Source organism: Ruegeria sp. HKCCD7296, assembly GCF_013110775.1.
GTDB lineage: Bacteria > Pseudomonadota > Alphaproteobacteria > Rhodobacterales > Rhodobacteraceae > Ruegeria.
Map to the genome: position 1 here is coordinate 107468 of NZ_WVRF01000006.1, position 23982 is coordinate 131449.

Consider the following 23982-nt stretch of genomic DNA (forward strand, 5'->3'; position numbering starts at 1 on the left):
CGAAAACCGGCCCATTTGGGCCGGTTCGAGTGTAGCACAAACAGGTGGTAACCGCGCTATTCGTCAGCTATTTGCTTCTACAAGTGTCGAGATGATCGTTTTGGCGCTGTCCGAGTTCCATTCGGCATCCCCGATCAGGCGGGCGATTTCCTGGCCTTCGGGATCCAGTATGACCGTGATCGGAAGCGCGATCACGCCAAACTCGCGCGCGGCCGCCGAGCTTGGGTCCTGATGGCGGGGCAAATTGGCAATGCCGTTCTCTTCAAAGAACTTTTCGATCCCGGCGGGCGAGTTTCGGCCGGTCGCCAAAGTCAGGACCTGAAACTTGTCGCCTCCGAACTCTTCCTGCAGTTCCGCGATCTGAGGCATTTCCTTGCGGCAAGGCGCACACCAGGTGGCCCAGAAATTCAGCAGTACGTATTTGCCTTCGTAATCTGCAAGCGTACCGACGCCACCCTCATCTTCCAGCTGGAATTCGATGGATTTGGCAGGCTTGGGCTCTTTATGCAGGATCAAGCGCTTCAGGCTGTCTTCCCGCAGCGGTGCCAGCGTCTCGGCATCGGTGGCCAAAGCGGCGTTTGCACCCAGCGCAAGGGCCATATAAAGGGGGATCAGACGAAATAGGCGCATATCAACTCCGGGTTTTCTTACATGACCGATCAATCCTCGAACCAGATGTGGGGCGGCCGCTTTGCCGCCGGTCCAGACGCGATCATGGAGGCGATCAACGCCTCGATCGGTTTCGATCAGCGGATGGCAGCCCAGGACATCGCAGGCTCGCGCGCCCATGCCGCCATGCTGGCTGCCACAGGCGTTATAAGTGATAGTGACGCCGAAGCTATTCGGGAAGGGCTGCTCACCGTTTTGTCAGAAATCCGGAACGGGGAATTTCAATTCTCGACCGCATTGGAAGACATCCACATGAATGTGGAAGCGCGGTTGAAAGAGGTGATTGGTGAGCCGGCAGGCCGTCTGCACACAGGTCGTTCGCGCAATGACCAGGTGGCGACTGATTTCAAACTCTGGGTCCGGGATCAGTTGGACGCAGCCGAAACCGGCCTGCTGGCACTCATCCGCGCGCTTTTGGCGCAGGCTCAGGCTGGGGCCGATTGGGTCATGCCCGGTTTCACGCACCTGCAAACAGCGCAGCCGGTGACATGGGGCCACCATATGATGGCCTATGTCGAGATGTTTGGCCGCGACCTGTCCCGCGTTCGTGATGCGCGCGCGCGCATGAACGAATCTCCGCTGGGGGCTGCAGCACTGGCCGGAACATCGTTCCCCATCGACCGCCACATGACGGCCGAGGCACTGGGCTTCGACCGTCCTGCTGCAAACTCGCTGGATGCGGTCAGTGATCGCGACTTTGCGTTGGAATTCCTGTCGACCGCGTCTATCTGCGCCGTCCACCTGTCTCGTTTTGCCGAGGAACTTGTGATTTGGTCCTCGGCTCAGTTCCGGTTTGTGACCCTATCCGATCGCTTCTCGACCGGCTCGTCGATCATGCCGCAGAAGAAGAACCCTGACGCGGCCGAGCTGATCCGCGCCAAGGTGGGGCGTATCTATGGGGCCAACACGGCGCTGATGATGGTGATGAAGGGTCTGCCGCTGGCCTATTCCAAAGACATGCAGGAAGACAAAGAACAGGTCTTTGACGCTGCCGATAACTGGATGCTGGCGCTGGCGGCGATGGAGGGCATGGTCAAGGATATGACCGCCAATCAAGATAGCCTGGCTGTTGCTGCGGGGTCCGGTTTTTCGACCGCCACCGATCTGGCTGACTGGTTGGTGCGGGTTTTGGGCCTGCCGTTCCGCGATGCACACCATGTTACCGGGTCGCTGGTGGCCATGGCCGAAAGCAAAGGCTGCGACCTGCCTGATCTGACGCTGGAGGATATGCAATCGGTTCACGCGGAAATCACCGATGACGTCTATTCTGTTCTTACCGTGCAAAACTCGGTAAACTCGCGCCAATCTTACGGCGGCACGGCCCCCGATCAGGTGCGTGCCCAGATCGAACGATGGAAGGCAATGGTGTGATGACAGCTGTTCGTGTGGTGGCGATCGTGGTGTCCGGCCTGATACTGGCCGGATGCGGGGCCGATGGTGAACCGTCGCAGCCCACTGCGGTACAGCCTACGGCCAGCGCCACGATTGGGGTCGGTACCAGCGGGACCTATGTTGCAGGGGGCGTTGGTCTTAGCCGCGGGCCGCTGGGTATCTATCTGGGGTTCTGAACCTTTTGATATTGCACACCTAGGCCCGTTACCCCACTTAGGACGCGTGCAACAACGCGTAGATCCTCTCAACGAAAAGACACTGACATGAGAACAGTTGGACTGATTTTGGCATTTGCGGCGCTGGCGGCATGTGAACCCTCGTCCGCGCGACGCCCCGAGCCTGCGGCAGAGCCGAAGCAACCTGGCAGCGGTATTTCAATCTCCGGCTATGGTCGGGTTGGAGTTTCCACCACAAATTAACGGGACTTCTGAGTGCGGAATCCATTGATCCGCAGTCGCCTTCTGGTCTAAGCGCGCGGGTATGGATCATTTTCTCTACCGCGACGGCGCGCTTTTCGCCGAGGATGTCCCTGTTTCCGAAATCGCTGCAGCGGTCGGAACCCCTTTTTACGTCTATTCGACGGCGACACTGCTGCGACATTTCAAGCTGTTTGATGATGCGCTGGACGGCACTGATCATCTGGTTTGCTACGCGATGAAAGCGGCCAGCAACCAGGCCATTTTGAAGACTCTGGCGCAGGCGGGGGCAGGAATGGATGTGGTCTCGGGCGGGGAGTATTTGCGGGCCAAAGCCGCAGGCGTTCCAGGCGACAAGATCGTCTTTTCGGGGGTTGGCAAAACGGCGGACGAGATTCGTACCGCGCTGACAGGTGGAATCCGCCAATTCAACGTTGAGTCCGAGCCAGAGATGGACGTGATCAACGCGGTCGCACTGGAGCTGGGCGTTGTGGCGCCGATCACTGTTCGGGTGAACCCGGACGTGGATGCCAAGACCCACGCCAAGATTGCAACCGGCAAGTCCGAAAACAAGTTCGGCATTCCGATTGCACGCGCGTCCGAGGTTTATGCCCATGCTGCCAACCTGCCGGGGCTGGAGGTGATCGGGATCGACGTCCATATCGGTTCGCAATTGACCGAGCTTGAGCCGTTCGAGCTTGCTTATACCAAGGTTGCTGAACTGACCGAACAGTTGCGGGCTGAAGGTCACAATATTCGCCGCCTCGATCTTGGGGGCGGGTTGGGCATCCCCTACACCCGCTCGAATGACGCGCCGCCGTTGCCGGTGGAGTACGGTGCTCTGATCAAGAAAACACTCGGCCATCTGAACTGCGAGATCGAGATTGAGCCGGGTCGCCTGATCGCGGGCAATGCGGGGTTGATGGTCAGCAAGGTGATTTATGTAAAGTCTGGCGAAGGTCGCGATTTCCTGATCCTCGACGGGGCCATGAACGATCTGATCCGACCGGCGATGTATGAAGCACACCACGACATCGTTGCGGTGCAGGAACCAGCTGCCGGGGTTGAACAGCAACCCTATGACATAGTGGGCCCCGTGTGCGAATCGGGGGATACCTTTGCCAAGCAGCGCAATATGCCGCCTTTGAAATCAGGGGATCTGATCGCCTTCCGCAGCGCAGGCGCGTACGGAGCGGTTATGGCCAGCGAATACAACACCCGCCCCCTGATCCCCGAAGTTTTGGTCAATGGTGATCAATTTGCAGTCATTCGTGAACGGCCAAGCTTTGACGAAATCATAAACCGCGATACCATACCTTCGTGGCTCTGATGCGATAACCGTGCGGGCCCAACCCGGAGGCCCGTCTTGACCAACAGATCGAACCTGCCCATCCCGCGCCTGTCCTTGTGGTTGACCCACATGGGTATGGTGGCTGAACAGGTATTGCGTGCGTTCTGGCCGCTGTTCTCGATCCTGATGGTCCTGCTTGCAGCGCTGATGCTGGGTCTGCAAGACCAATTCGCCGTTGAGGTCGTTTGGGGCGCGGGCGCGCTTTCGTTGATTTCGATTGTTGTGGCGGGTGTTTGGGGGCTGAAAAGAGTTAGCCTACCGTCTCGTGCGGATGCGCTCATGCGGTTGGATGAGACGCTGCCCGGTCGTCCGATCCAGGCCCTTTTGGACGATCAGGCGATTGGGTCCACAGATCAGGATTCGGTCGCACTGTGGCAGGCCCACAAAGACCGGATGGCTCAGCGCGCCGCTGCTGCTGCTCCAGCCAAACCTGACCTGCGGCTGGCGTCGCGTGATCCTTACGCGCTGCGCTATGCAGCGCTGTTGGCTTTTGTGGTGGCGGTTCTCTTCGGCTCTTTGTGGCGCGTGGGGTCGGTGGCCGATATGGCGCCCGGAAGCGCAAATGCGGGGCAAGGCCCGACATGGGAAGGATGGGTTGAACCCCCAAGATATACGGGTTTACCGACGCTTTACTTGGCCGATCAAGCAGACGGCCAGTTGTCAGTTCCAAAAGGCAGCCGCATAACTTTGAGGATGTATGGTGAGGTCGGCGCACATAGCCTGACCGAAAACAGCTCGGTCGTGGGCACTCAGGCCGCAACCAATCCCGAACAGGAATTTGTGGCTGAACGTTCTGGCCAGATGCGTATCGATGGCCCTGCAGGTCGCGAATGGGCCGTACAGGTCATTGACGATGCGACCCCGAAGATCGCGGTTGCCGGATCTGCCGAAGCAGAGGCAGGCGGGCAAATGAAACTGCCCTTTGTTGCCAGTGACGATTATGGCGTGGTGTCGGGCTCGGCCCGGATCGAACTGGATCTGGCATCGGTGGATCGCCGCCATGGGTTGGCGACCAAGCCCGAGCCGCGAGAGGTGATTGAGATCGAACTGCCAATGCCGATCACCGGTGACCGTGCCGATTTCAGCGAAGATCTGATCGAAGACTTTTCACAGCATCCCTGGGCTCACCTGCCGGTGAAGATCACGTTGATGGCCGTGGATGCGGCTGATCAGCAGTCGGCGTCCGAGCCATTTTTGACTGCCTTGCCAGCCCGTCGATTCTTTGACCCTTTAGCGGCAGCGGTGATCGAACAGCGGCGTGATCTGCTCTGGTCGCGGTCCAACGCGCCGCGCGTGGCGCAGCTGTTGCGGGCTGTCTCTCATCTGCCAGAGGATCTGTTTCGGTCGGACACCGCTTACTTGCGCTTGCGTGTGGTTTTGAGGCGGCTGGAAGCCTTCCAGACATACGGAGCGCTGAACCCAGAGCAGCAGGAAGAGATCGCGCAAGCCCTGTGGGACCTGGCTGTGTTGATCGAGGATGGCACCTTGGCGGACGCTCTGGAGCGGATGCGTCGCGCGCAGGAGCGTTTGACCGAAGCGATGCAAAACGGGGCCAGCGACGAAGAAATCGCCGAGCTTATGCAAGAGCTTCGCGAAGCGACGCAGGATTATCTGCAGCAGCTACAACGTCTTGCTCAGCAGAATGGTCAGGAAGGTGAAATCCAGCCTGGTCAGAGTGGCGAGACCCTTCAAATGTCGCAGGATGACCTGCAGCGCATGATGGACCGCATTCAGGAACTGATGGAACAGGGCCGTATGGCCGAAGCCCAGCAGGCGCTGGAAGAGTTCCAGCAGATGATGGAAAACATGCGCGTGACCCAAGGCCAGGGGCAAGGCCAACAATCCGAAGGGCAGCAGGCTATGGAAGGTCTGGCTGAAACTCTGCGCGAACAGCAAGGTCTCAGCGATCAGGCGTTCCGCGACTTGCAAGAACAGTTCAACCCCGGTGCGCAATCCGGTGAAAGCCAAGGCAACGAAGGCCGCAATGGCGGGCTTGGCCGGGGGCAAAGCCACGAAGGCCAGGGTGGTCAGGGTCAAGGCTCGGATCAGGCCGGAGAGGGCGAGCAGAGGCAGGGATCACTGGCGGACCGTCAGCAGGCCCTGCGCAATGAACTGAATCGCCAGCAACAGAATTTGCCAGGCGCGGGGACGCCTGAAGGAGACGCCGCGCGTGATGCGCTTGGCCGCGCCGGGCGCGCCATGGACGAGGCGGAACAGGCCTTACGAGGAAACGATCTGGCCGAAGCCATCGACCGCCAGTCTGAGGCCATGGAAGCCCTGCGTGAAGGGATGCGTTCATTAGGCGAGGCTATGGCCCAGAACCAGCAGAACCAGCCGGGTCAGGGCACGCAGGAAGGCGAAGCGCAAGCCAATAGCCGCGATCCCTTGGGTCGAAACCCTGGGGCCGGTGGTTCAATCTCAACCGACGAAAACCTGCTGCAGGGCGAAGATGTCTATCGCCGGGCGCGCGAGTTGTTGGATGAAATCCGTCGCCGGACCGGAGAAACGGACCGCCCCGAGATCGAGTTGGAATACCTCAAGCGTTTGTTGGAGCGGTTTTAACTTCAGTTCTGAGCTCCGGCCTGAGCTTCAAGCCAGATCCGCGCCTGATCCACCAGAGACACGTAAGAGCTGAGCAGTGGGTCGGCCTGTGGCACGGCCTCTCCGATCTGCTGTGCGTTGCCATAGATCAGATACAGAACCACGCCGATGATCAGCATCAGCGCAAAACCGCGCAGGAACCCGCCTGATTTGCGGGGCGGCGGAGGGGTCTCTTCCGCTTCGGTCGCGCGCATACTGGAATTGATTGCTTCGACATCGGGCAGTGCATCTTTTTGGCCAGCGTCAACAGCGGTTTCCGAAGCGGCAGGCCGCTTGGGCTTGACCTTGGGTTCCGGCGGTTGGTCCAAACCCAGATCAGGCTGGCTTTCCAGGTTGCTGCCTTCTTTTGCGCGCAATTCGGCTTCGCGGGCCGCTTCTGCTTTTAGAATGTCGGCGACGGACGGATCGACATTGCCCGCAGGCGCAGCAGTGTCTTCCGCCGCAGGGGTCGCGTCTTCCGCAGTTACAGCCTCTTTTGCGGGCTCTGCCTGGGTTGTGGCCTCCTCCTCAGCAGGGGGATGTGCGTCTTCAGCCGGTGCGGCTGCAGGTTCTTCCTGGTGCTTGGGCTGAAACCAGGTCTTATCACAGTTGGAACACTGCACGTCACGACCTTCCTCGGGAATAACCTCGTCAGGAACCTCGTACTGCGCACCGCAATTCGGACATGTAAGACGCATGCTGCCTCCCCGGCCGGGCGATGGGCCGATAATAGTTTTTTCAGGGATGATATTCCGTTAAGACCCATCAGCAAAGGGCGTTTTCGGTTTCATGGGCCAAGTGTCACCAATTGGACTCGGTAGAGCCATTGAATCCGCCACCCTGCTCGGGCAAGAAGAGCAGCAAATAATGGGGGCACGTGTGATCGAGCTGGAAAATGTCAGCTACACCTACGGTGGCGGCGAGTTGCTGAGCGATGTCTCGGTGCAATTGCAACCGGGGTCGTTTCACTTTCTGACCGGCCCCTCGGGGGCGGGCAAAACAACGCTGCTCAAGCTGTGCTATGGGGCCCTGCTGCCAACCTCGGGGCGGCTGAGTGTTTTCGATCAGGACATCTCGTCCCTTGATCGGGATCAGTTGGCCGTGCTGCGCCGACGTGTTGGTGTGGTACATCAGGATTGCCAGTTTCTGGACCACATGACGCTGGCCGAAAACGTTGCCTTGCCATTGATGGTCTCCGGGCGCTCGGAGTCTTCGGAACAGGACAATCTGACCGAACTGCTAAGCTGGGTGGGTTTAGGCGCGCGGCTTGAAGCGCATCCGCCTGAGTTGTCCGGTGGCGAACGTCAACGCGCTGCCTTGGCCCGCGCTGTCATCCTGTCGCCGGATGTCGTGTTGGCGGACGAGCCCACTGGCAATGTGGATTGGGAAATGTCCCAACGTCTGCTGCGTCTGTTGATCGAGTTGAACAGAATGGGCAAGACAGTATTGATCGCAACCCATGACATGAGCCTGATCCGAGCCGCCAAAAGTCAGGTTCAGGCACGCGTATTGCGCATTTCTCAGCGCAAGCTGCATCTGGCGGGGGCCGACCTATGACCAGAGCCGAAGTAAGTACTCTGCTGCGCGGCGATACGCGGGCGAACCGCGTTGTTCCCCCAACCGGATACACCGCTCATCTAACATTGTTTGTTGCTGGAGCGATGGCATTTCTGGTGGTGTTTGCACTTGCGTTGGCGCTCGCGTCCGGCCGGATTGCCGACCGTTGGGCTTCGGAACTGGCGGGGGCCGCAACCCTGAGGATCAATGCCCCGGCTGAACAGCTTGCCGCGCAGACCGAAGCCGCGCTGACAGTTCTGGGCCAAACGCCCGGCGTTGCATCGGCGCGCGCACTAAGTGCCGAGGAACAGGTCGCATTGCTGTCACCGTGGTTCGGACCGGACCTGCCCTTAGACACTTTGCCCATCCCACAGCTTATCGAAATCACCGAAGGCGAACCGGGAATGGATGTGATGGGCCTGCGTCTTCGCCTGGGTGCCGAAGTGCCGGGCGCGGTACTGGATGATCATACGCGATGGCGCGAACCTCTTATCGAAGCCGCAATGTCACTCCGGCGATTGGGGTGGATTTCGATCCTGCTGATCGGGGGGGCGACGGCGGCAATGATCACGCTTGCGGCAAACGCATCTCTGGCGGCCAATGCGCAGATCATCGAAGTTTTGCGTCTGGTCGGCGCGCGCGACGGGTTTATCGCCGGGGCTTTTGTCCGGCGCTTTACCTATCGCGCTTTTTTCGGGGCCTTGCTCGGGACTTTGCTGGGTATGACAGGCGTTTTGCTTTTGCCCGAGGCCTCGGATGCGGGCGGATTTCTGACGGGGGTTGGCTTTCAGGGCACGGACTGGTTGCTGCCGATCGTCATCCCAATACTCGGCGCGGCTGTTGCCTTTTTCGCCACCTGGGCTGCGGCCCGTCGCAAGTTGAAGGAGCTTTCCTGATGTTCTCAGCCTTACAGTGGGTGCGCTCTTTGGTCTTTATGATCGTTATCTATGCCTGGATGCTGATCCTTGGCATTGTGTTTCTACCCTATGCCCTGTTCTCGAAGCGGGGGGCCCTGATGGCGTGTAAAACCTATGCGCGCAGTACCATGTGGCTGGCCCGTTGGATGGTGGGTATTCGTTGTGAGGTTCGGGGAACCGCGCCTTCGAATGAAGTGGTCGTGGGTGCCAAGCACCAGTCGTTCCTTGATATCATCATGATCTTCAATGCCATCCCGCATGGGAAGTTCATAATGAAGCGTGAATTGCTGTTTACACCTGTTATCGGAATGTATGCCCGTCGCCTTGGTTGTATTCCGGTCAATCGAGGGAAACGCGGCGCCGCGGTGGCTAAGATGGTCAAGGATGTGGCGAAAGAGTTTTCAGAGCCCGGGCAACTGGTGATCTACCCTCAAGGCACGCGTGTCGCGCCGGGCGCCAAGAAACCCTACAAGGTTGGGACGGCGGTTCTTTACGAAGGTCTGGGATTTCCCTGCGTTCCGGTGGCTACAAATGCCGGGGTGTTCTGGCCCCGAACCGGTGTCATGCGCAAACCGGGTCTTGCGATTGTGGATTTTCTTGAGCCAATCGAACCCGGCGTTGAGCGGGACGATTTTCTTGGTCGATTGGAAGACGTGATTGAAACACGCTCGAATGAGCTGATGCGCGAAGTGGGGTTTGATCCGGATGGAGTACATTGACGACGTTGCAGCGCTGGAAGCATTGTATGGCAAACCCGGCGCGCCATCCTTGCGAAAGGTCGTTCACCGACTGACGCCCCTGTATCGCAAGTGGATTATGGCCTCGCGCCTATGCGTCCTCAGCACTGTTGGCCCGGAAGGTGTGGATGGCAGCCCCCGAGGCGACGACGGCCCTGTTGTACTGGAATTGGATGAGCGACGGCTGGTTTTGCCGGATTGGCGTGGCAACAACCGGCTGGATTCACTGCGGAATATCGTGCGCGACCCGCGTGTTGCGCTTATGTTTTTTGTTCCGGGTTCCGACAACGTTGTTCGCGTGAATGGGATCGCTCGCGTTAATGCGGATGAAGGTTTGCGACAGCATTTCGCAAAGGGCGGCAAGCGCCCGGCGGCTGTCGTCGTTGTTGAGATCGCCGAGATTTACAGCCAATGCGCGCGTGCTTTGATGCGTTCAGCTATCTGGACCAGCGGGGACGAGAGTGCTGTCCTTCCAACGATTGGGCAGCTTTTGTCCGAGGCGTCGGAAGGCGAAGAAGGCGGCGCGCAATATGATAGTGAATGGGCTGCACGCGCCGCGAAAACAATGTGGTAGGCGAAACATGTGGCTGCGGGTTCAAACCGCAGCTGCTCCGATCCTCGAGACTTTTTCGATCCAGCGATCTACGTGTCCGGGTTTTGGGTAACTTGCACCTGCGAAATAGGTGAAGCGGGTTGGTTTGAAGCCTACAAAGCCAAGGATCTGATCACGAACCTGACGGATAAGCGCTTGCCGATAGATCAGCCGCATAAACCAGCCCGGTGTATCTGAGGTCAGTATGACGCGTGCGGTGCGTCCCGTCAGCATGGGGGCCGGAAAGCCGATCTTTGTCGTGTTCCGAGTGTCGAACGTTCGCCCGGGGATGAATGTCCGGTCGATCAGTCCCTTGAGTTTCGCGGGTAGACCGCCCCACCACATCGGGGTGGTCAGAACCAGATGATCACTCCACTCAAAGTCTTGCAGCACGTGTTCCAGAACCGGTTCAAGCGGTTTGAAGTCGTGGTAATTGCCCTGACCGAAATCAAAATCGAACTGCAGATCGCTCAGATGAACCATTCGGACGTCATGGCCGTTTTTGAGGGCAGCGTCCCGATATGTTTCGGCAAAGGTCCGGGACAGACTGCTTTCTGCCGGGTGTCCGTCGAGGATGAGGATTTTCTTGGGTTGCATCGTGATTCTCCTAAAAATGACCACGGTCAATTTGTAGAATCAAAAATGACCACGGTCAATATTAAATTTGACCACGGTCAAAAACTGTGCGATTGAGCGGTATGCAAAAGGCGATTCAGAAACGTACGATCAAAACCCGCGCCAAGCTTCTCTCGGCTGCTGAGGCGGTTGTCCGAAGTGATGGCTACCAAGCTTTGCGGGTGGAAGACGTGGTAAAAGCGGCAGGCGTCGCCAAGGGCACTTTCTTTGCGCATTTCAACGACAAGGATGCGCTAATGGAAATCCTGATCGGCGAAAGATTGAATGCGTGTCTGGACCAGGCCGAAGCCGGAACACCACCCAAGACAGTTGATGAGATCATCGTGGCGCTCGAACCGGTGCACAGTTTCATGACGTCCGAGCGATACGTTTTCGATCTGTTGATCAGATATTCCGGTGCAACGGCCATCGAAGATATAGGCCCGATAGCCTATTGTTTTGAAAGGTACTTTCGGGTCGTGATGTTGTGGCTTGAAGCTGCAGATATGCGTAAGGACGTGCCACCCGAGCTTTTGGCCGAAGGTGTTCAGGCCTTTGCCATTCAGGCCATGTCGTTGCGGTTTTGTGCTCTGCATTCCGCAACGACATTCACAGACAGGCTCGAGACCTATCTGGATGCTTGGTTGACCCCGACAAGCTGATTTCTGCCGGGGTCAAAACTCTTAGCTGTGGATCGGGCCGTCGCCGCAAGCCAAGGCGGCCTCACGCACGGCTTCCGAATAGGTCGGGTGCGCATGACAGGTCAGGGCCAGATCTTCTGCCGAAGCACCAAACTCCATCGCGACACAGACCTCGTGAATCAGATCACCCGCGGCAGGCCCGATGATATGAGCGCCCAGAATGCGGTCAGTTTCCTTGTCGGCGAGGATTTTGACGAACCCGTCCGAGGCAAAGTTCGCCTTGGCGCGCCCATTGCCCATGAACATGAACTTGCCAACCTTATAGGCGCGGCCTTGTTCTTTAAGCGTTGCTTCGGTTTCACCCACATTGGCAACCTCAGGCCAAGTATAGATCACCCCAGGAATAACGCCGTAGTTCACATGGCCATGCTTACCCGCAACCTGTTCGGCGGCGGCCATGCCCTCGTCTTCGGCCTTATGCGCCAGCATCGGACCTTCGGTGACGTCGCCAATGGCATAGATGCCCGGCACATTGGTTTGCCAGTCGGAACCCACCTTGATTTGGCCGCGTTGGGTCATCTCGACACCCAAGGCGTCAAGCCCAAGACCATCGGAGTACGGCTTGCGCCCGGTGGCGACCAGCACGGTATCGGCATCGATCACGTGTTCGCTGTCGTCCTTGAGCAGTTTGTAGGTGACCTTTGCCTTGGTCTTGGTCGCTTCGGTCTTTTGCACCGCAGCACCCATGACAAAGTTCAAGCCCTGCTTCTTGAGGATACGCTGGAACGTCTTTTGTACCTCTGGGTCCATGCCTGGTGTGATTTCCTTGAGGAACTCGATCACCGTTACTTCCGCCCCCAGTCGGCTGTAGACCGAGCCCAGTTCCAGGCCGATCACGCCTGCGCCGATGACGACCATTTTCTTCGGAATCTTGCCCAGCGACAGCGCGCCGGTTGAGGTCACGACAACCTTCTCGTCCACTTCTACACCCGGCAGAGAGGAAGGCTCGGACCCAGACGCAATGATGATGTTCTTTGTTTCATGCACTTCATCCCCGACCTTGACCTGACCGGCGGCAGGGATCGATCCCCAGCCTTTCAGCCAGTCGATCTTGTTCTTTTTGAACAGGAATTCGATGCCCTTGGTGTTGCCCTCAATCACCTCGTCCTTATAGGCCTGCATCTGTTTCCAGTCGACCGAAGGGCTTTTGCCCTTCAGGCCCATCTTGGCAAAGTTATGCTCGGCCTCGTGCAGTTGATGGCTGGCATGCAGCAGCGCCTTGGACGGAATGCAACCTACGTTCAAGCAGGTTCCACCCAGCGTGTCGCGCCCTTCGACCACGGCGGTTTTCAAACCCAGCTGGGCGCAGCGGATGGCGCAAACATAGCCGCCGGGGCCGGCGCCGATTACGATAACGTCATAATTTGCCATGGAAGATCTCCTTGAGAATTCGGGTTGTTGCAGGGCAGGAACCTCTGAACAAGATATGGGTTGGCGGTCTCATAGCAAAACCACCAAAAGCATGAGGGTCGTGGCCAGAAACCCGAAGAACCAAATGACGCTGCGCCATGGTTTCCAACCGAAATAGTATGCGGGAACATACAGCACGCGCGCGGCCAGATAGGTCCAGGCGCAGGTGGCCGTTAGTGCGTTTTCCTTGCCTGAAACGGTGACAACAACACAGGCAATGGCAAACAGGATCAACCCCTCGAAATGGTTGTTGAGGGCACGGTAGAGCCGGGCTGTTCCATCTGAGAGCTGATCTTCTAGCGTCCCGCCCAATCTGGCCCTGTCACGGGGTGACATGGTTTTGCCCGGACCCAACTCCAGATTTGCAGGAACTGCCATAAGTACAAACTGCACAACCTGTAAAAGGGCTGCCAAAGTCAGTGCTGTCAGTTCTGCGTTCATTGCAAGACGCCGCATTGGAGTTTGATGTGTATGACGGCAGAGCGCAGAAGCAGATGTGTTGCCGCTTGCGCTCTGCCATCGGATTTAGACTGGTGTCAGAATTTTAGTGTGAATATGCGCCACGCCACCACGTTCGTGATGCATGGCGAGTTCCTCAGATTCGATAAAGTTCTGCGCGCGCTCCAGATCGGTGATTTCGAACAACGCCACCGCATGGTCCTTCTGGTCCGGGTCTCGCCAGATGTGGAGGTCGCGGATACCCGCGGCCTCACGCATCTTGCGATCTTCCTTGAACACTTTCAGCCAGGCGTCGAAATCGGCCACATCGGCCTGCCAGAGTACATGTGTTGCCATGATTACAGGTCCATCAGCAGGCGGCGCGGATCTTCCAGCGCCTCTTTCACGCGAACAAGGAAAGTCACAGCACCTTTGCCATCAACGATCCGGTGGTCATAGGACAGCGCCAGATACATCATCGGGCGGATCTTGATCTCACCATTGATGACCATTGGACGATCCTGAATCTTGTGCATCCCCAGAATGCCCGACTGCGGGGGGTTCAGGATCGGCGATGACATCAGCGAGCCATAGACGCCACCGTTCGAAATGGTGAACGTGCCGCCCTGCATTTCGGCCATGGACAGCTTACCGTCGCGGGCGCGCTTGCCTTTCTCGGCGATGGCTTTTTCAATCGCGGCAAAGGACATGCTGTCCGCATCGCGGATCACCGGAACCACCAGACCTTGCGGAGTACCAGCGGCGACGCCCATGTGTACGAAGTTCTTGTAGACAATGTCGTTGCCGTCAATCTCGGCATTCACCTCAGGCACTTCTTTCAGCGCATGGCAGCATGCCTTGGTGAAGAAGGACATGAAACCAAGGCGGACGCCGTGCTTCTTCTCGAACTGGTCCTTGTACTGGTTGCGCAGGGCCATCACCTCGGTCATGTCCACCTCGTTATAGGTGGTCAGGATCGCAGCAGTATTCTGTGCATCCTTCAGGCGCTTGGCGATGGTTTGACGCAGACGGGTCATGCGCACGCGTTCCTCGCGGGCTTCGTCTTCGGCCGCAACCGGTGCGCGCGGAGCCTGTGCAGCTGGGGCTGGTGCCGCCGGTGCTGGTGCCGGAGCCGAAGAGACAGCCTTTGCCACGTCTTCTTTCATGATGCGGCCATCGCGACCGGTGCCGGTGACCTGATCAGCTGACAATCCGGCCTCGGCCATCGCTTTTTCGGCAGAGGGTGCGTTTGCCACATCCTTACCGGTGCTTGCCGCAGCGGGGGCCGCTGCTGCTGCCGGGGCCGACGCGGGCGCGGTACCTGCTGCAGAGCCAGAGATCACTGCCAGCTTGGCTGCTGCATCCACAGTTGCACCTTCCGGAGCAACGATTTCTGCCAGAACTCCCGCAGCCGGGGACGGAACTTCGACCGAGACTTTGTCGGTTTCCAGTTCACACAACATTTCGTCCTGCGCGACGCTGTCGCCAACCTGTTTGAACCAGGTCGAAACGGTAGCCTCCGTAACAGATTCACCAAGAGTGGGAACCATGACATCAACCGACCCGCCTGCTTGGGCGGGCGCGGCCGCCGGTGCTGCAGTTGCCGCAGGGGCAGGGGCCGCGCCTTCGCCTGCTGTAATGGTCGCCAGCAGAGCATCTACGCCAACGGTATCACCTTCGGCGGCTACAATCTCGGCCATCACACCCGCAGAGGGAGAAGGCACTTCAACTGTAACCTTGTCGGTTTCAAGCTCACACAGCATCTCATCCACGGCGACTGCATCGCCGGGCTTCTTGAACCATGTGGCAACAGTGGCTTCGGTGACCGACTCGCCAAGCGTGGGAACACGAACTTCAATCGTCATCGCTTACTTTCCTTTGGTGCTCAGCGCTTCGTTAACCAGCGCTTCTTGTTGGGCTTTGTGTTGGCTGGCCAGACCCGTCGCGGGTGAGGCCGAGGTTGCGCGACCGGCATAAACCGGACGTTTGTGTTTCGCTCCGATCCGGGTCAGAACCCATTCGATATTGGGCTCGATAAAGGACCAGGCACCCTGGTTTTTGGGCTCTTCCTGACACCAGACCATCTCGGCCTCTTTGAACCGCTCAAGCTCGTTGATTAGCGAATGGGCCGGGAAGGGGTAATACTGCTCGATCCGCAGCAGATAAATGTCGTCGATCCCGCGCGCGTCACGTTCTTCCAGCAGGTCATAATACACTTTGCCCGAACACAGCACGACACGTTTGATCTTGTCATCCGCCACCAGTTCGGTGTCCGAGTTCCCCTGTTGGGCGTCGTCCCACAACACCCGGTGGAAGCTGGAGCCGGTGGTAAATTCTTCGGCTCTGCTGACCGCGAGTTTGTGGCGCAGCAGCGATTTGGGTGTCACCAGGATCAGCGGTTTGCGGAAGGTGCGGTGCAGCTGTCGGCGCAGGATGTGGAAATAGTTCGCGGGTGTCGTGCAGTTCGCCACGATCCAGTTGTCCTGACCACACATTTGCAGGAACCGCTCCAGACGCGCGGATGAGTGTTCGGGGCCTTGCCCTTCGAACCCATGCGGCAGCAGTGTGACCAAACCGGACATCCGCAGCCATTTGGATTCACCAGAACTGATGAACTGGTCAAACATGATCTGCGCACCATTGGCGAAGTCACCAAACTGAGCTTCCCAAAGGACCAGCGCATTGGGTTCGGCCAGCGAATAGCCGTATTCAAACCCAAGCACAGCATATTCGGACAGCATCGAGTCAATCACTTCGTAGTGCGACTGGCCTGGGCGGATGTTGTTCAGCGGGTAGTAACGCTCTTCTGTTTCCTGATGGATGAACCCCGAGTGGCGCTGGCTGAACGTGCCACGGGTGGCGTCTTGCCCGGCCAGACGCACCGGGTACCCTTCGGTCAATAGTGATCCGAAGGCCAGCGCCTCACCGGTGGCCCAATCAAAACCAGTGCCGGATTCAAACATCTGCTTTTTGTGGTCCAGAAGACGCCCAACGGTTTTGTGCAAGGCAAATCCGGCCGGGGCGCGGGTCAGAGCGCCACCAACCTCGGCCAGAGTCTCGGGCGTGATCGCGGTCTCGCCTCGCATGTATTCGTCTTTGTTCTTGTCCAGATGCGACCAGCGCCCGTCCAGCCAGTCGGCTTTGTTCGGCTTATAATCTTTTCCGGCCTCGAACTCGTCGTTCAGATGTGCCTGGAAGGCGGCCTTCATGTCCTCGATCTCACCCTCGGGGATCAGGCCGTCTTTGACTAAACGCTCGGTGTACAGAGACAGCGTGGTTTTGTGCGTTTTGATCCTCTTGTACATGATCGGGTTGGTGAACATGGGCTCATCGCCCTCGTTGTGACCAAACCGGCGGTAGCAGAAGATGTCCAGAACCACATCCTTGTGGAACTTCTGGCGGAACTCGGTCGCCACTTTGGCCGCGTGCACCACGGCCTCGGGGTCATCCCCGTTCACGTGGAAAATCGGCGCTTCAACCATCAACGCGATATCCGTCGGATAGGGACTCGAGCGCGAGAAGTGCGGCGCAGTGGTAAAGCCGATCTGGTTGTTTACTACGATATGCATGGTGCCGCCGGTCTTGTGACCGCGCAGACCAGACAGACCAAACCCTTCGGCCACGACACCCTGGCCGGCAAAGGCTGCGTCGCCATGCAGCAGGATGGCCATGACCTTGGTGCGATCCGTGTCGCCAAGCTGATCCTGTTTGGCGCGAACCTTGCCCAGAACCACCGGGTTCACCGCCTCAAGGTGTGAGGGGTTGGCGGTCAGTGACAGGTGCACAGAATTGCCGTCAAACTCACGGTCGCTGGAGGCCCCGAGGTGGTACTTCACATCACCCGAACCATCCACGTCCTCGGGCTTGAAGCTGCCGCCCTGGAATTCGTTGAAGATGGCGCGGTACGGTTTGCCCATCACGTTGGCCAGAATGTTCAGGCGACCCCGGTGCGGCATCCCGATGACGATGTCGCTGAGGCCAAGTGCGCCACCGCGCTTGATGATCTGCTCCATCGCTGGGATCAGCGCTTCACCGCCGTCCAGACCAAAGCGCTTGGTGCCCATGTATTTGACGTGCAGGAATTTCTCAAAGCCCTCGGCTTCGACCATCTTGTTCAGGATCGCCTTGCGGCCTTCCTTGGTGAACGCGATTTCCTTGCCGTACCCTTCGATCCGCTCTTTCAGCCAAGCGGCTTCTTCGGGGTTCGAGATATGCATGTATTGCAGCGCAAAGGTGCCGCAATAGGTCCGCTTTACGATTTCGACGATCTGCCGCATCGAGGCAACCTGAAGCCCCAGAACGTTGTCGATAAAGATCGGCCGGTCCATGTCGGCGTCGGTGAAGCCGTAGGTTTTCGGATCCAGCTCAGGGTGATTGGTTGCAGCGCGCATCCCCAACGGATCCAGATCAGCGGCCAGATGGCCCCGGATCCGATAGGCTCGGATCAGCATCAGGGCGCGCAGGCTGTCCAGAACGGCGCGTTTGATCTGGTCGTCGCTGACCTCAACGCCCTTGTCAGCCGCCTTGTCCTTGATCTTCTTACCCGCCGCTTTGGCGTCAATCTCGGCCCATTCCCCGGTCAGTGCACCGGTCAGATCATCGGCAGGCATGGGCGGCCAGTCGGTCCGCGCCCAAGACGGCCCTTCGGCCTCTTTCTGAACGTCCGGCGCGGCGTCACCCATAGCCTTGAAGAACTCAACCCAGGCCGCGTCTACGGCACCGGGGTTTTTGGTGTACTGGGCGTAAAGTTGTTCCAGATATTCGGCATTATGCCCCTGCATGAAGCTTGAAGCATGAAAGGCAGAGTTGGGCGAGTGTTCGGTCATTGGGCTACCTCATGTGGGTTGGGACCGTATTGGTTGGTGCCTGGCTGGCTGGGGCGGGTCAGCCACCACAGCACCAGAAGGGGCGACACCACCAGAACGATAAGTGTCGGAATGACGATCAGCAATGTTGCGCGGGTAAACAAAATGTCGAGCGTTCCGCCGTGGAACTGGCTGGCAAGGCCAATGCCAAAGATCAGAACTGCAAAGGCCCCAAGGATCAAAAGGATCGGCAGTAAGGCGTAAAGCCCGCTGCGCCCGGTGTCATGCATCCGCCGCCATGCAACGGCCAGATGGGGGAAAAAGACGATCAGGCCGACAATGCTTTGGACCGGTTGGCTGGACGTGGCGGTGACGGATTTCACCTCATCGCTTTCAGTGACCGAGACCTGCGTGAAGAACTGCCAGTCGATGATCCCGGCGATCAAGTTCCAGATCACGACGAACAGAAAAAAGAACCAATATTCGGGCCGCGATGCACGGCCCGAAAAAGTGAAGAATTTGGAGAAACACGTTCTTACAGCCTCACTAAAGGTCATGTGTTTCGTTCCTCCCGGATTAGACAGCCGAAGCTGCCATATCAGCCAATCGCTTCCAGCACAGCCTCGCCCAGCTGCGCGGGGCTTTCGGCCACGACGATGCCGGCCGAGCGCATGGCTTCGATCTTGTCCTCGGCACCGCCCTTGCCACCGGCGACAATCGCGCCCGCGTGGCCCATGCGGCGGCCCGGAGGGGCCGTGCGGCCTGCGATGAAACCAGCGGTTGGCTTTTTGCGGCCCTTCTTGGCCTCATCCGCCAGGAACTGCGCAGCTTCTTCCTCGGCTGAGCCACCGATCTCACCGATCATGATGATCGATGTGGTCTCGTCGTCGGCCAGGAACCATTCCAGCACGTCGATATGCTCGGTCCCTTTGATCGGGTCGCCGCCGATGCCTACACAGGTGGACTGACCCAGACCTACATCGGTGGTCTGTTTGACGGCCTCATAGGTCAGGGTGCCCGAACGCGACACAACGCCGACCGAGCCGCGCTTATGGATGTGGCCGGGCATGATGCCGATCTTGCAGGCATCGGGCGTGATGACACCGGGGCAGTTCGGGCCGATCAGGCGCGACTTGCTGCCTTCCAGCGCACGCTTCACCTTCATCATGTCCAGAACCGGTATGCCTTCGGTGATGCAGACGATCACCTCCATCTCGGCATCAATCGCTTCGAGGATCGAGTCAGCCGCGAAGGGCGGAGGCACGTAGATTACCGAGGCGTTGGCTTCGGTCACATGCTTGGCCTCGTGGACCGAGTTGAACACGGGCAGGCCCAGATGCTCCATCCCGCCTTTGCCGGGGGTCACGCCGCCGACCATCTTGGTGCCATAGGCAATGGCCTGTTCGCTGTGGAATGTACCTTGCGAGCCGGTAAAGCCCTGACAGATCACTTTGGTGTTTTCGTCGATGAGGACTGCCATTTTGTCCCTTTCTCTAGGCGGTGTTGGATTGATTAGGTTCAGTCGCCGGCAGAACATGCGGCGCATAGGATATTTTCTCGAGCGTGGCACGGCCCAGGGCCAGATTGGCCGTGGTACGCAGCCCGCTGCTGATTTCAGCAATGCCACGCCGGATCTTTTGCCGGACCAATGGCCAGCCTGTGGGCCGACTGCGGGGTGCCCCCATATTGTATTCGCCGGGGGCTTCGTTGCCCTGTTCGACCATGGCCGGGATCACCTGATAGATGTTGGTCTGACGCGCCGCAGCCGAAGCTGATGGATTGAACAAAAGCCCGTCCAACGTGATGTCATAGGGTTTCTGCGCCAGAAAATGCTGCGCCGCTTGTCGCGTCAGCGCGTACGCCGCGCCCCCGGGATGACGCGATCGCATCAGGCGCAGTTCGCGCCCCAGATGGATCAAGCGCTTGCGCCCAAGCGCGACATAAAGCTTGGTGCTGCGCCAGCGTTCAAACCGGACGATATCAGCATCCGCGGGCCACCAAGATGGGTCATTCAGCCAATCGGCCAATTCCGGGCTCAGGAACACGTCATCCTCAAGGATCAACGCTTGTTCAGCGCCCGAGGCGATCAATGCCTCCCACGCTTTGGCATGGCTGAGGGTGCAGGCCATGTCCTTGGTGTGGAAATAGCCCCACGGCCCCTCGGCCTTGCACTCGCGCAGGAAATCCTCGCGGGTGGCGGCGTCGCAATCAACAGCATTAACGCGCGTCGCTGACAGGCCTGCCTTTTGCAGCTCCTGCTCCATCAAACGCGCCCGCCCTGTGGCGCGTTCAAGACCTATGAGGAAGATGGGGATGGTCATGCGTTTAAGTTTTTCAGGCAGATCAGACAGCCCACACCAAAGGCGATCTGGTCGTCAGGCTGATAGCGCTCCGACGGATCGTTTTGATGTTTTGGTCGATTAGGACTGCCATTCCTTCGTGCTCCTGTTTGGGTTAACTCGCCTGCGTGGCGCTATTCATAAGTGTTGATAAGGTTTTGCCCGGTGGGGAAAAACGCCCCAAGCAGTTCGTAGTCTGCTTGTGTATGTCGCACCAAAAAATCTTTGGATTCCTTGGATAAATCCTCGAAACGTGGCGGCGTAGTGCTGCTGGAATTTCTGCGACCAATGTGAACGGTAGTGTTCAGCCTTTCAGACAAATCAGCAGCCAGCCTGTCTAATTCGGACGTCGTATAAACAGCGTCGAAGAAGCCAATATCTTGCCCCAGAAAAACATCAATGGGACAAGTATGGAGATACATTACACGGCTTACGTCACAATATTTGTCATAGTCTCGTATGAACTCTTCTATCGTCGGGTTGGTCTTGAAACCTTTGAACGGTTGCTGATTTCGCATTCCGAACAATTTGCCAATCAGCTTGTTCTGATGCTCCGAACCGACAGGTACTTTTTTTAGGTCCTCAAAATCGTGCACACGATTTTGGTAACCAGACAGAAACCGTTTTATTGGATCGCGAACAACTGCAAAACTCCAATAATCGCGGGCTTTCTCAAAATCGCTCTGTCGGACTGGCCTGGTCGGATAGCGGGGATGGAGTTCCGTGATCTTTCCATCCCACTCATTACCAGTCTCGATTTTATAAAGGACATGCTTAATGGATGTTCCAGCAGCTTTGTGGACACCAAAATAAGCAATGTTGTATTTGTCGAGAAAAGCAACCATTCGAGACTTACTATCCCTTAACCGCTTTCACGATCTTCTCGGCGCCGTCTTTCAGGTTGTCTGCCGCGATCACGTCGAGGCCAGAGGTGTTGATGATCTCTTTGCCTTTTTCGACATTCGTGCCTTCCAGACGCACGACCAGCGGAACCTGCAGGCCGACCTCTTTCACCGCGGCGACAACGCCCTCAGCAATCACATCACAGCGCATGATGCCGCCGAAGATGTTGACCAGAATGCCTTTGACGTTCTCGTCCGAGGTGATGATCTTGAACGCCTCGGTGACTTTCTCTTTGGTTGCACCGCCGCCCACGTCGAGGAAGTTTGCAGGCTCTGCACCATAGAGCTTGATGATGTCCATGGTGGCCATCGCCAGACCCGCGCCGTTCACCATACAGCCGATCTCACCGTCCAGCGCGATGTAGTTCAGGTCATATTTGCTGGCTTCCAGCTCCTTGGGGTCTTCCTCGGTCGTGTCGCGCAACTCGGCGATGTCGGGGTGGCGGTAGACCGCGTTGCCGTCGAAACCGACCTTGGCATCCAGCACTTTCAGGTCGCCGCTGTCCGAAACGATCAGCGGGTTGATCTCCAGCATTTCCATGTCCTTCTCGACGAAGGCGTTGTAGAGCTGGTTCATCAGTTTGACGCATTGCTTGACCTGTGCGCCTTCCAGACCCAACGAGAAGGCGATGCGGCGGCCGTGATAAGGTTGGTATCCGGTGGCCGGGTCGACCGAGAATGACAGGATTTTCTCGGGCGTCGCAGCGGCGACTTCTTCGATGTCCATGCCGCCTTCGGTCGAGCAGACAAACGAAATGCGGCTGGTCTGGCGGTCTACCAGAAGGGCTAGGTACAGTTCACGTTCGATGCCCGAACCAGCTTCGATGTAGATGCGGTTGACTTGCTTGCCTGCGGGGCCGGTCTGATGTGTGACCAGAGTACGGCCCAGCATCTTCTTGGCTTCCTCAGCCGCTTCCTCAACCGATTTGGTCAGACGGACACCGCCTTTTTCACCGGCGTCGGCCTCTTTGAAAGAGCCTTTGCCGCGCCCGCCTGCGTGGATCTGCGCCTTGACCACCCACAGGGGGCCGTCCAGTTCACCGGCTGCGGTTTTGGCTTCTTCGGCGCGCAGCACGGCGCGACCATCGGAAACCGGAGCGCCATAGCTGCGAAGAAGAGCCTTGGCCTGATATTCGTGAATGTTCATCGAAATTGTCCCGTCTGACTGCGTTTAACCGTTATAGGGGTGTCTAGCGGGCAAGTTTAAAGGGTTTTTTGACGGCAAAGAGGATTTTAGTGAAGATTTTCGCCATTTGTGATCACGGCTTTTTAGGGTGTGATCACAAAATTTGCCGCGTGATCGATTGATTCGAAAATACAGTGCAGGCACCGGAAATCACATTCAAAAAAAAGGATTTGCGACGTTTGCGCCAACATTCGCGACCCTGATTGATCTGGGCAAAAGAAAACCGGCCCAGAAATGGGCCGGCTTTTAGCCTGAGAATTTGTGCTGGTTTAAGCCAGCGAGCTGTCGATGCCTTTGCAAGCGTCGATCAGGCCCTTAACGGCGTTGACCGAGTTGTCGAAACCGGCTTGTTCGTCTTCGTTCAGTTTGATGTCGACGATACGTTCTACGCCACCTGCACCGATTACGGTCGGGACGCCAACGTACAGACCGTCAACACCCAACTCACCACTGCAGTAGGCAGCGCAAGGCAGAACGCGTTTTTGGTCTTTCAGATAAGCTTCGGCCATTTCGATTGCCGAAGTGGCAGGCGCGTAATAAGCGGAACCTGTTTTCAGCAGGCCAACGATTTCGGCACCACCGTCACGGGTGCGCTGAACGATGGCGTCCAGCTTCTCTTGCGTGGTCCAACCCATCTCAACCAGATCGGGCAGTGGTATACCGGCTACGGTCGAATAGCGCACCGAAGGCACCATGGTGTCGCCGTGACCACCCAGAACGAAAGCGGTGACGTCGCGCATCGAAACATTGAATTCTTCCGATAAGAAATGCGCAAAGCGCGCCGAGTCCAATACGCCTGCCATGCCGCAAACCTTGTTGTGCGGCAGGCCCGAGAATTCGCGCAGCGCCCAAACCATTGCGTCCAGCGGGTTGGTGATGCAGATCACGAATGCATCGGGTGCGTGAGCGGCGATGCCTTCACCGACCGACTTCATGACTTTCAGGTTGATGCCCAGCAGGTCATCGCGGCTCATGCCTGGCTTGCGGGCCACACCAGCGGTCACGATGCACACATCCGCGCCAGCAATATCGGCATAGTCGCTTGTGCCCTTCATCGAGGCGTCAAAGCCTTCGGATGGGCCGGATTCTGCGATGTCGAGCGCCTTGCCCTGCGGCAGCCCGTCAGCGATGTCAAACAGGACTACGTCACCCAGTTCTTTGACAGCTGCAAGATGCGCAAGCGTGCCGCCGATGTTCCCCGCGCCGATCAGCGCAATCTTGGGTCTGGCCATTTGGAATATCTCCGGTCGGTTTTGAAATCGCGGTCGTGCTAGTCGCTAAAACGGCAATAGGCAAGGGTTCTGCGACGTGGCATACAACCGCATACCGTTTGCAGAGCCCGGTGTGGTTGCGCTAAAGGGCCTTTGAGACAAGC

At 58.0% G+C, this 23982-nt stretch carries 23 protein-coding genes; 9 read left to right on the forward strand and 14 right to left on the reverse strand.

The genetic code is table 11. The annotated features are described in order from the left end of the window. Positions 1 to 63: 63 nt before the first annotated feature. Positions 64 to 630, reverse strand: a complete 567-nt coding sequence (locus GS632_RS10545) for a TlpA disulfide reductase family protein (RefSeq protein ID WP_171179099.1) — start codon at positions 628 to 630, stop codon at positions 64 to 66. 21 nt (positions 631 to 651) lie between these two features. On the opposite strand from GS632_RS10545, the gene argH reads away from it, so the two are divergent. The 4 genes from argH (at position 652) to GS632_RS10565 (ending at position 6390) form a co-directional block, all read left to right on the forward strand. After that, positions 652 to 2040 (forward strand): argininosuccinate lyase, encoded by a 1389-nt coding sequence (gene argH / locus GS632_RS10550; protein ID WP_171721781.1) that lies wholly within the window; start codon positions 652 to 654, stop codon positions 2038 to 2040. Further along, entirely contained in the window at positions 2040 to 2237 is a 198-nt protein-coding gene (locus tag GS632_RS10555; protein ID WP_171093711.1) for an argininosuccinate lyase, read from the forward strand. The genes argH and GS632_RS10555 overlap by 1 nt, the downstream gene beginning before the upstream one ends. Positions 2238 to 2541: 304 nt before the next feature. Beyond that, entirely contained in the window at positions 2542 to 3807 is a 1266-nt protein-coding gene (gene lysA / locus GS632_RS10560) for a diaminopimelate decarboxylase (protein WP_171721780.1), read from the forward strand. Positions 3808 to 3897: 90 nt separating this feature from the next. Next, positions 3898 to 6390, forward strand: coding sequence for a TIGR02302 family protein (locus tag GS632_RS10565; RefSeq protein WP_171721828.1), 2493 nt, complete (start codon positions 3898 to 3900; stop codon positions 6388 to 6390). Between the two features lie 2 nt (positions 6391 to 6392). Here the strand turns inward: GS632_RS10565 and GS632_RS10570 are convergent, their stop codons facing one another. Continuing rightward, the gene (locus tag GS632_RS10570; protein ID WP_171721779.1) at positions 6393 to 7106 is read right to left on the reverse strand and encodes a zinc-ribbon domain-containing protein; all 714 of its coding nucleotides are present in this window, start codon (positions 7104 to 7106) and stop codon (positions 6393 to 6395) included. 181 nt (positions 7107 to 7287) lie between these two features. Between GS632_RS10570 and GS632_RS10575 the strand changes: the two genes are divergently transcribed. Genes GS632_RS10575 through GS632_RS10590 form a run of 4 tightly spaced genes read left to right on the forward strand, consistent with a single transcriptional unit; the run spans position 7288 to position 10193 of the window. Next, a complete protein-coding gene (locus GS632_RS10575; protein WP_171179442.1) occupies positions 7288 to 7965 on the forward strand; it encodes an ATP-binding cassette domain-containing protein in 678 nt (225 codons plus the stop codon). Next, on the forward strand, positions 7962 to 8861 hold the full coding sequence (locus GS632_RS10580) for an ABC transporter permease (RefSeq protein ID WP_171721778.1): 900 nt from the start codon (positions 7962 to 7964) through the stop codon (positions 8859 to 8861). Before GS632_RS10575 ends, GS632_RS10580 begins: the two co-directional genes overlap by 4 nt. Beyond that, the gene (locus GS632_RS10585; protein WP_171179110.1) at positions 8861 to 9601 is read left to right on the forward strand and encodes a 1-acyl-sn-glycerol-3-phosphate acyltransferase; all 741 of its coding nucleotides are present in this window, start codon (positions 8861 to 8863) and stop codon (positions 9599 to 9601) included. Before GS632_RS10580 ends, GS632_RS10585 begins: the two co-directional genes overlap by 1 nt. After that, positions 9588 to 10193 (forward strand): pyridoxamine 5'-phosphate oxidase family protein, encoded by a 606-nt coding sequence (locus GS632_RS10590; RefSeq protein ID WP_171179113.1) that lies wholly within the window; start codon positions 9588 to 9590, stop codon positions 10191 to 10193. Before GS632_RS10585 ends, GS632_RS10590 begins: the two co-directional genes overlap by 14 nt. A gap of 21 nt (positions 10194 to 10214) precedes the next feature. Here GS632_RS10590 and GS632_RS10595 read toward each other — a convergent pair whose 3' ends face one another. Next, on the reverse strand, positions 10215 to 10808 hold the full coding sequence (locus GS632_RS10595) for an NAD(P)H-dependent oxidoreductase (RefSeq protein WP_171179115.1): 594 nt from the start codon (positions 10806 to 10808) through the stop codon (positions 10215 to 10217). Positions 10809 to 10909: 101 nt separating this feature from the next. Between GS632_RS10595 and GS632_RS10600 the strand changes: the two genes are divergently transcribed. Beyond that, the gene (locus tag GS632_RS10600) at positions 10910 to 11488 is read left to right on the forward strand and encodes a TetR/AcrR family transcriptional regulator (protein WP_171179117.1); all 579 of its coding nucleotides are present in this window, start codon (positions 10910 to 10912) and stop codon (positions 11486 to 11488) included. Positions 11489 to 11509: 21 nt separating this feature from the next. Here GS632_RS10600 and lpdA read toward each other — a convergent pair whose 3' ends face one another. From lpdA to mdh, 11 genes are all read right to left on the reverse strand, one after another. After that, positions 11510 to 12898 carry a dihydrolipoyl dehydrogenase gene (lpdA, locus tag GS632_RS10605; RefSeq protein ID WP_171179119.1) on the reverse strand — a complete coding sequence of 463 codons (1389 nt, stop codon included), beginning with the start codon at positions 12896 to 12898 and terminating at the stop codon, positions 11510 to 11512. Between the two features lie 69 nt (positions 12899 to 12967). Beyond that, a complete protein-coding gene (locus GS632_RS10610; RefSeq protein WP_171179444.1) occupies positions 12968 to 13378 on the reverse strand; it encodes an MAPEG family protein in 411 nt (136 codons plus the stop codon). A gap of 84 nt (positions 13379 to 13462) precedes the next feature. Next, positions 13463 to 13732: a hypothetical protein gene (locus tag GS632_RS10615; RefSeq protein ID WP_171179122.1), complete on the reverse strand. Its 270-nt coding sequence runs from the start codon at positions 13730 to 13732 to the stop codon at positions 13463 to 13465. Positions 13733 to 13734: 2 nt separating this feature from the next. Continuing rightward, positions 13735 to 15240: a 2-oxoglutarate dehydrogenase complex dihydrolipoyllysine-residue succinyltransferase gene (gene odhB, locus GS632_RS10620; RefSeq protein ID WP_171179124.1), complete on the reverse strand. Its 1506-nt coding sequence runs from the start codon at positions 15238 to 15240 to the stop codon at positions 13735 to 13737. Between the two features lie 3 nt (positions 15241 to 15243). Continuing rightward, complete coding sequence (locus GS632_RS10625) at positions 15244 to 18201, reverse strand: 2-oxoglutarate dehydrogenase E1 component (RefSeq protein WP_171179126.1); 2958 nt, start codon at positions 18199 to 18201, stop codon at positions 15244 to 15246. Continuing rightward, positions 18198 to 18737: a DUF805 domain-containing protein gene (locus tag GS632_RS10630; RefSeq protein WP_171179128.1), complete on the reverse strand. Its 540-nt coding sequence runs from the start codon at positions 18735 to 18737 to the stop codon at positions 18198 to 18200. Before GS632_RS10630 ends, GS632_RS10625 begins: the two co-directional genes overlap by 4 nt. Positions 18738 to 18778: 41 nt before the next feature. Further along, positions 18779 to 19660 (reverse strand): succinate--CoA ligase subunit alpha, encoded by an 882-nt coding sequence (gene sucD, locus GS632_RS10635; protein WP_171093685.1) that lies wholly within the window; start codon positions 19658 to 19660, stop codon positions 18779 to 18781. A 13-nt stretch (positions 19661 to 19673) separates the two neighbouring features. After that, positions 19674 to 20501 (reverse strand): glycosyltransferase family 25 protein, encoded by an 828-nt coding sequence (locus GS632_RS10640; RefSeq protein WP_171179130.1) that lies wholly within the window; start codon positions 20499 to 20501, stop codon positions 19674 to 19676. A 152-nt stretch (positions 20502 to 20653) separates the two neighbouring features. Continuing rightward, positions 20654 to 21364 carry a sulfotransferase family 2 domain-containing protein gene (locus GS632_RS10645; RefSeq protein WP_171179133.1) on the reverse strand — a complete coding sequence of 237 codons (711 nt, stop codon included), beginning with the start codon at positions 21362 to 21364 and terminating at the stop codon, positions 20654 to 20656. Positions 21365 to 21374: 10 nt separating this feature from the next. Then, positions 21375 to 22568: an ADP-forming succinate--CoA ligase subunit beta gene (gene sucC, locus GS632_RS10650; RefSeq protein WP_171179135.1), complete on the reverse strand. Its 1194-nt coding sequence runs from the start codon at positions 22566 to 22568 to the stop codon at positions 21375 to 21377. A gap of 308 nt (positions 22569 to 22876) precedes the next feature. Further along, positions 22877 to 23839 carry a malate dehydrogenase gene (gene mdh / locus GS632_RS10655; protein WP_171093679.1) on the reverse strand — a complete coding sequence of 321 codons (963 nt, stop codon included), beginning with the start codon at positions 23837 to 23839 and terminating at the stop codon, positions 22877 to 22879. Between the last annotated feature and the right edge of the window lie 143 nt (positions 23840 to 23982).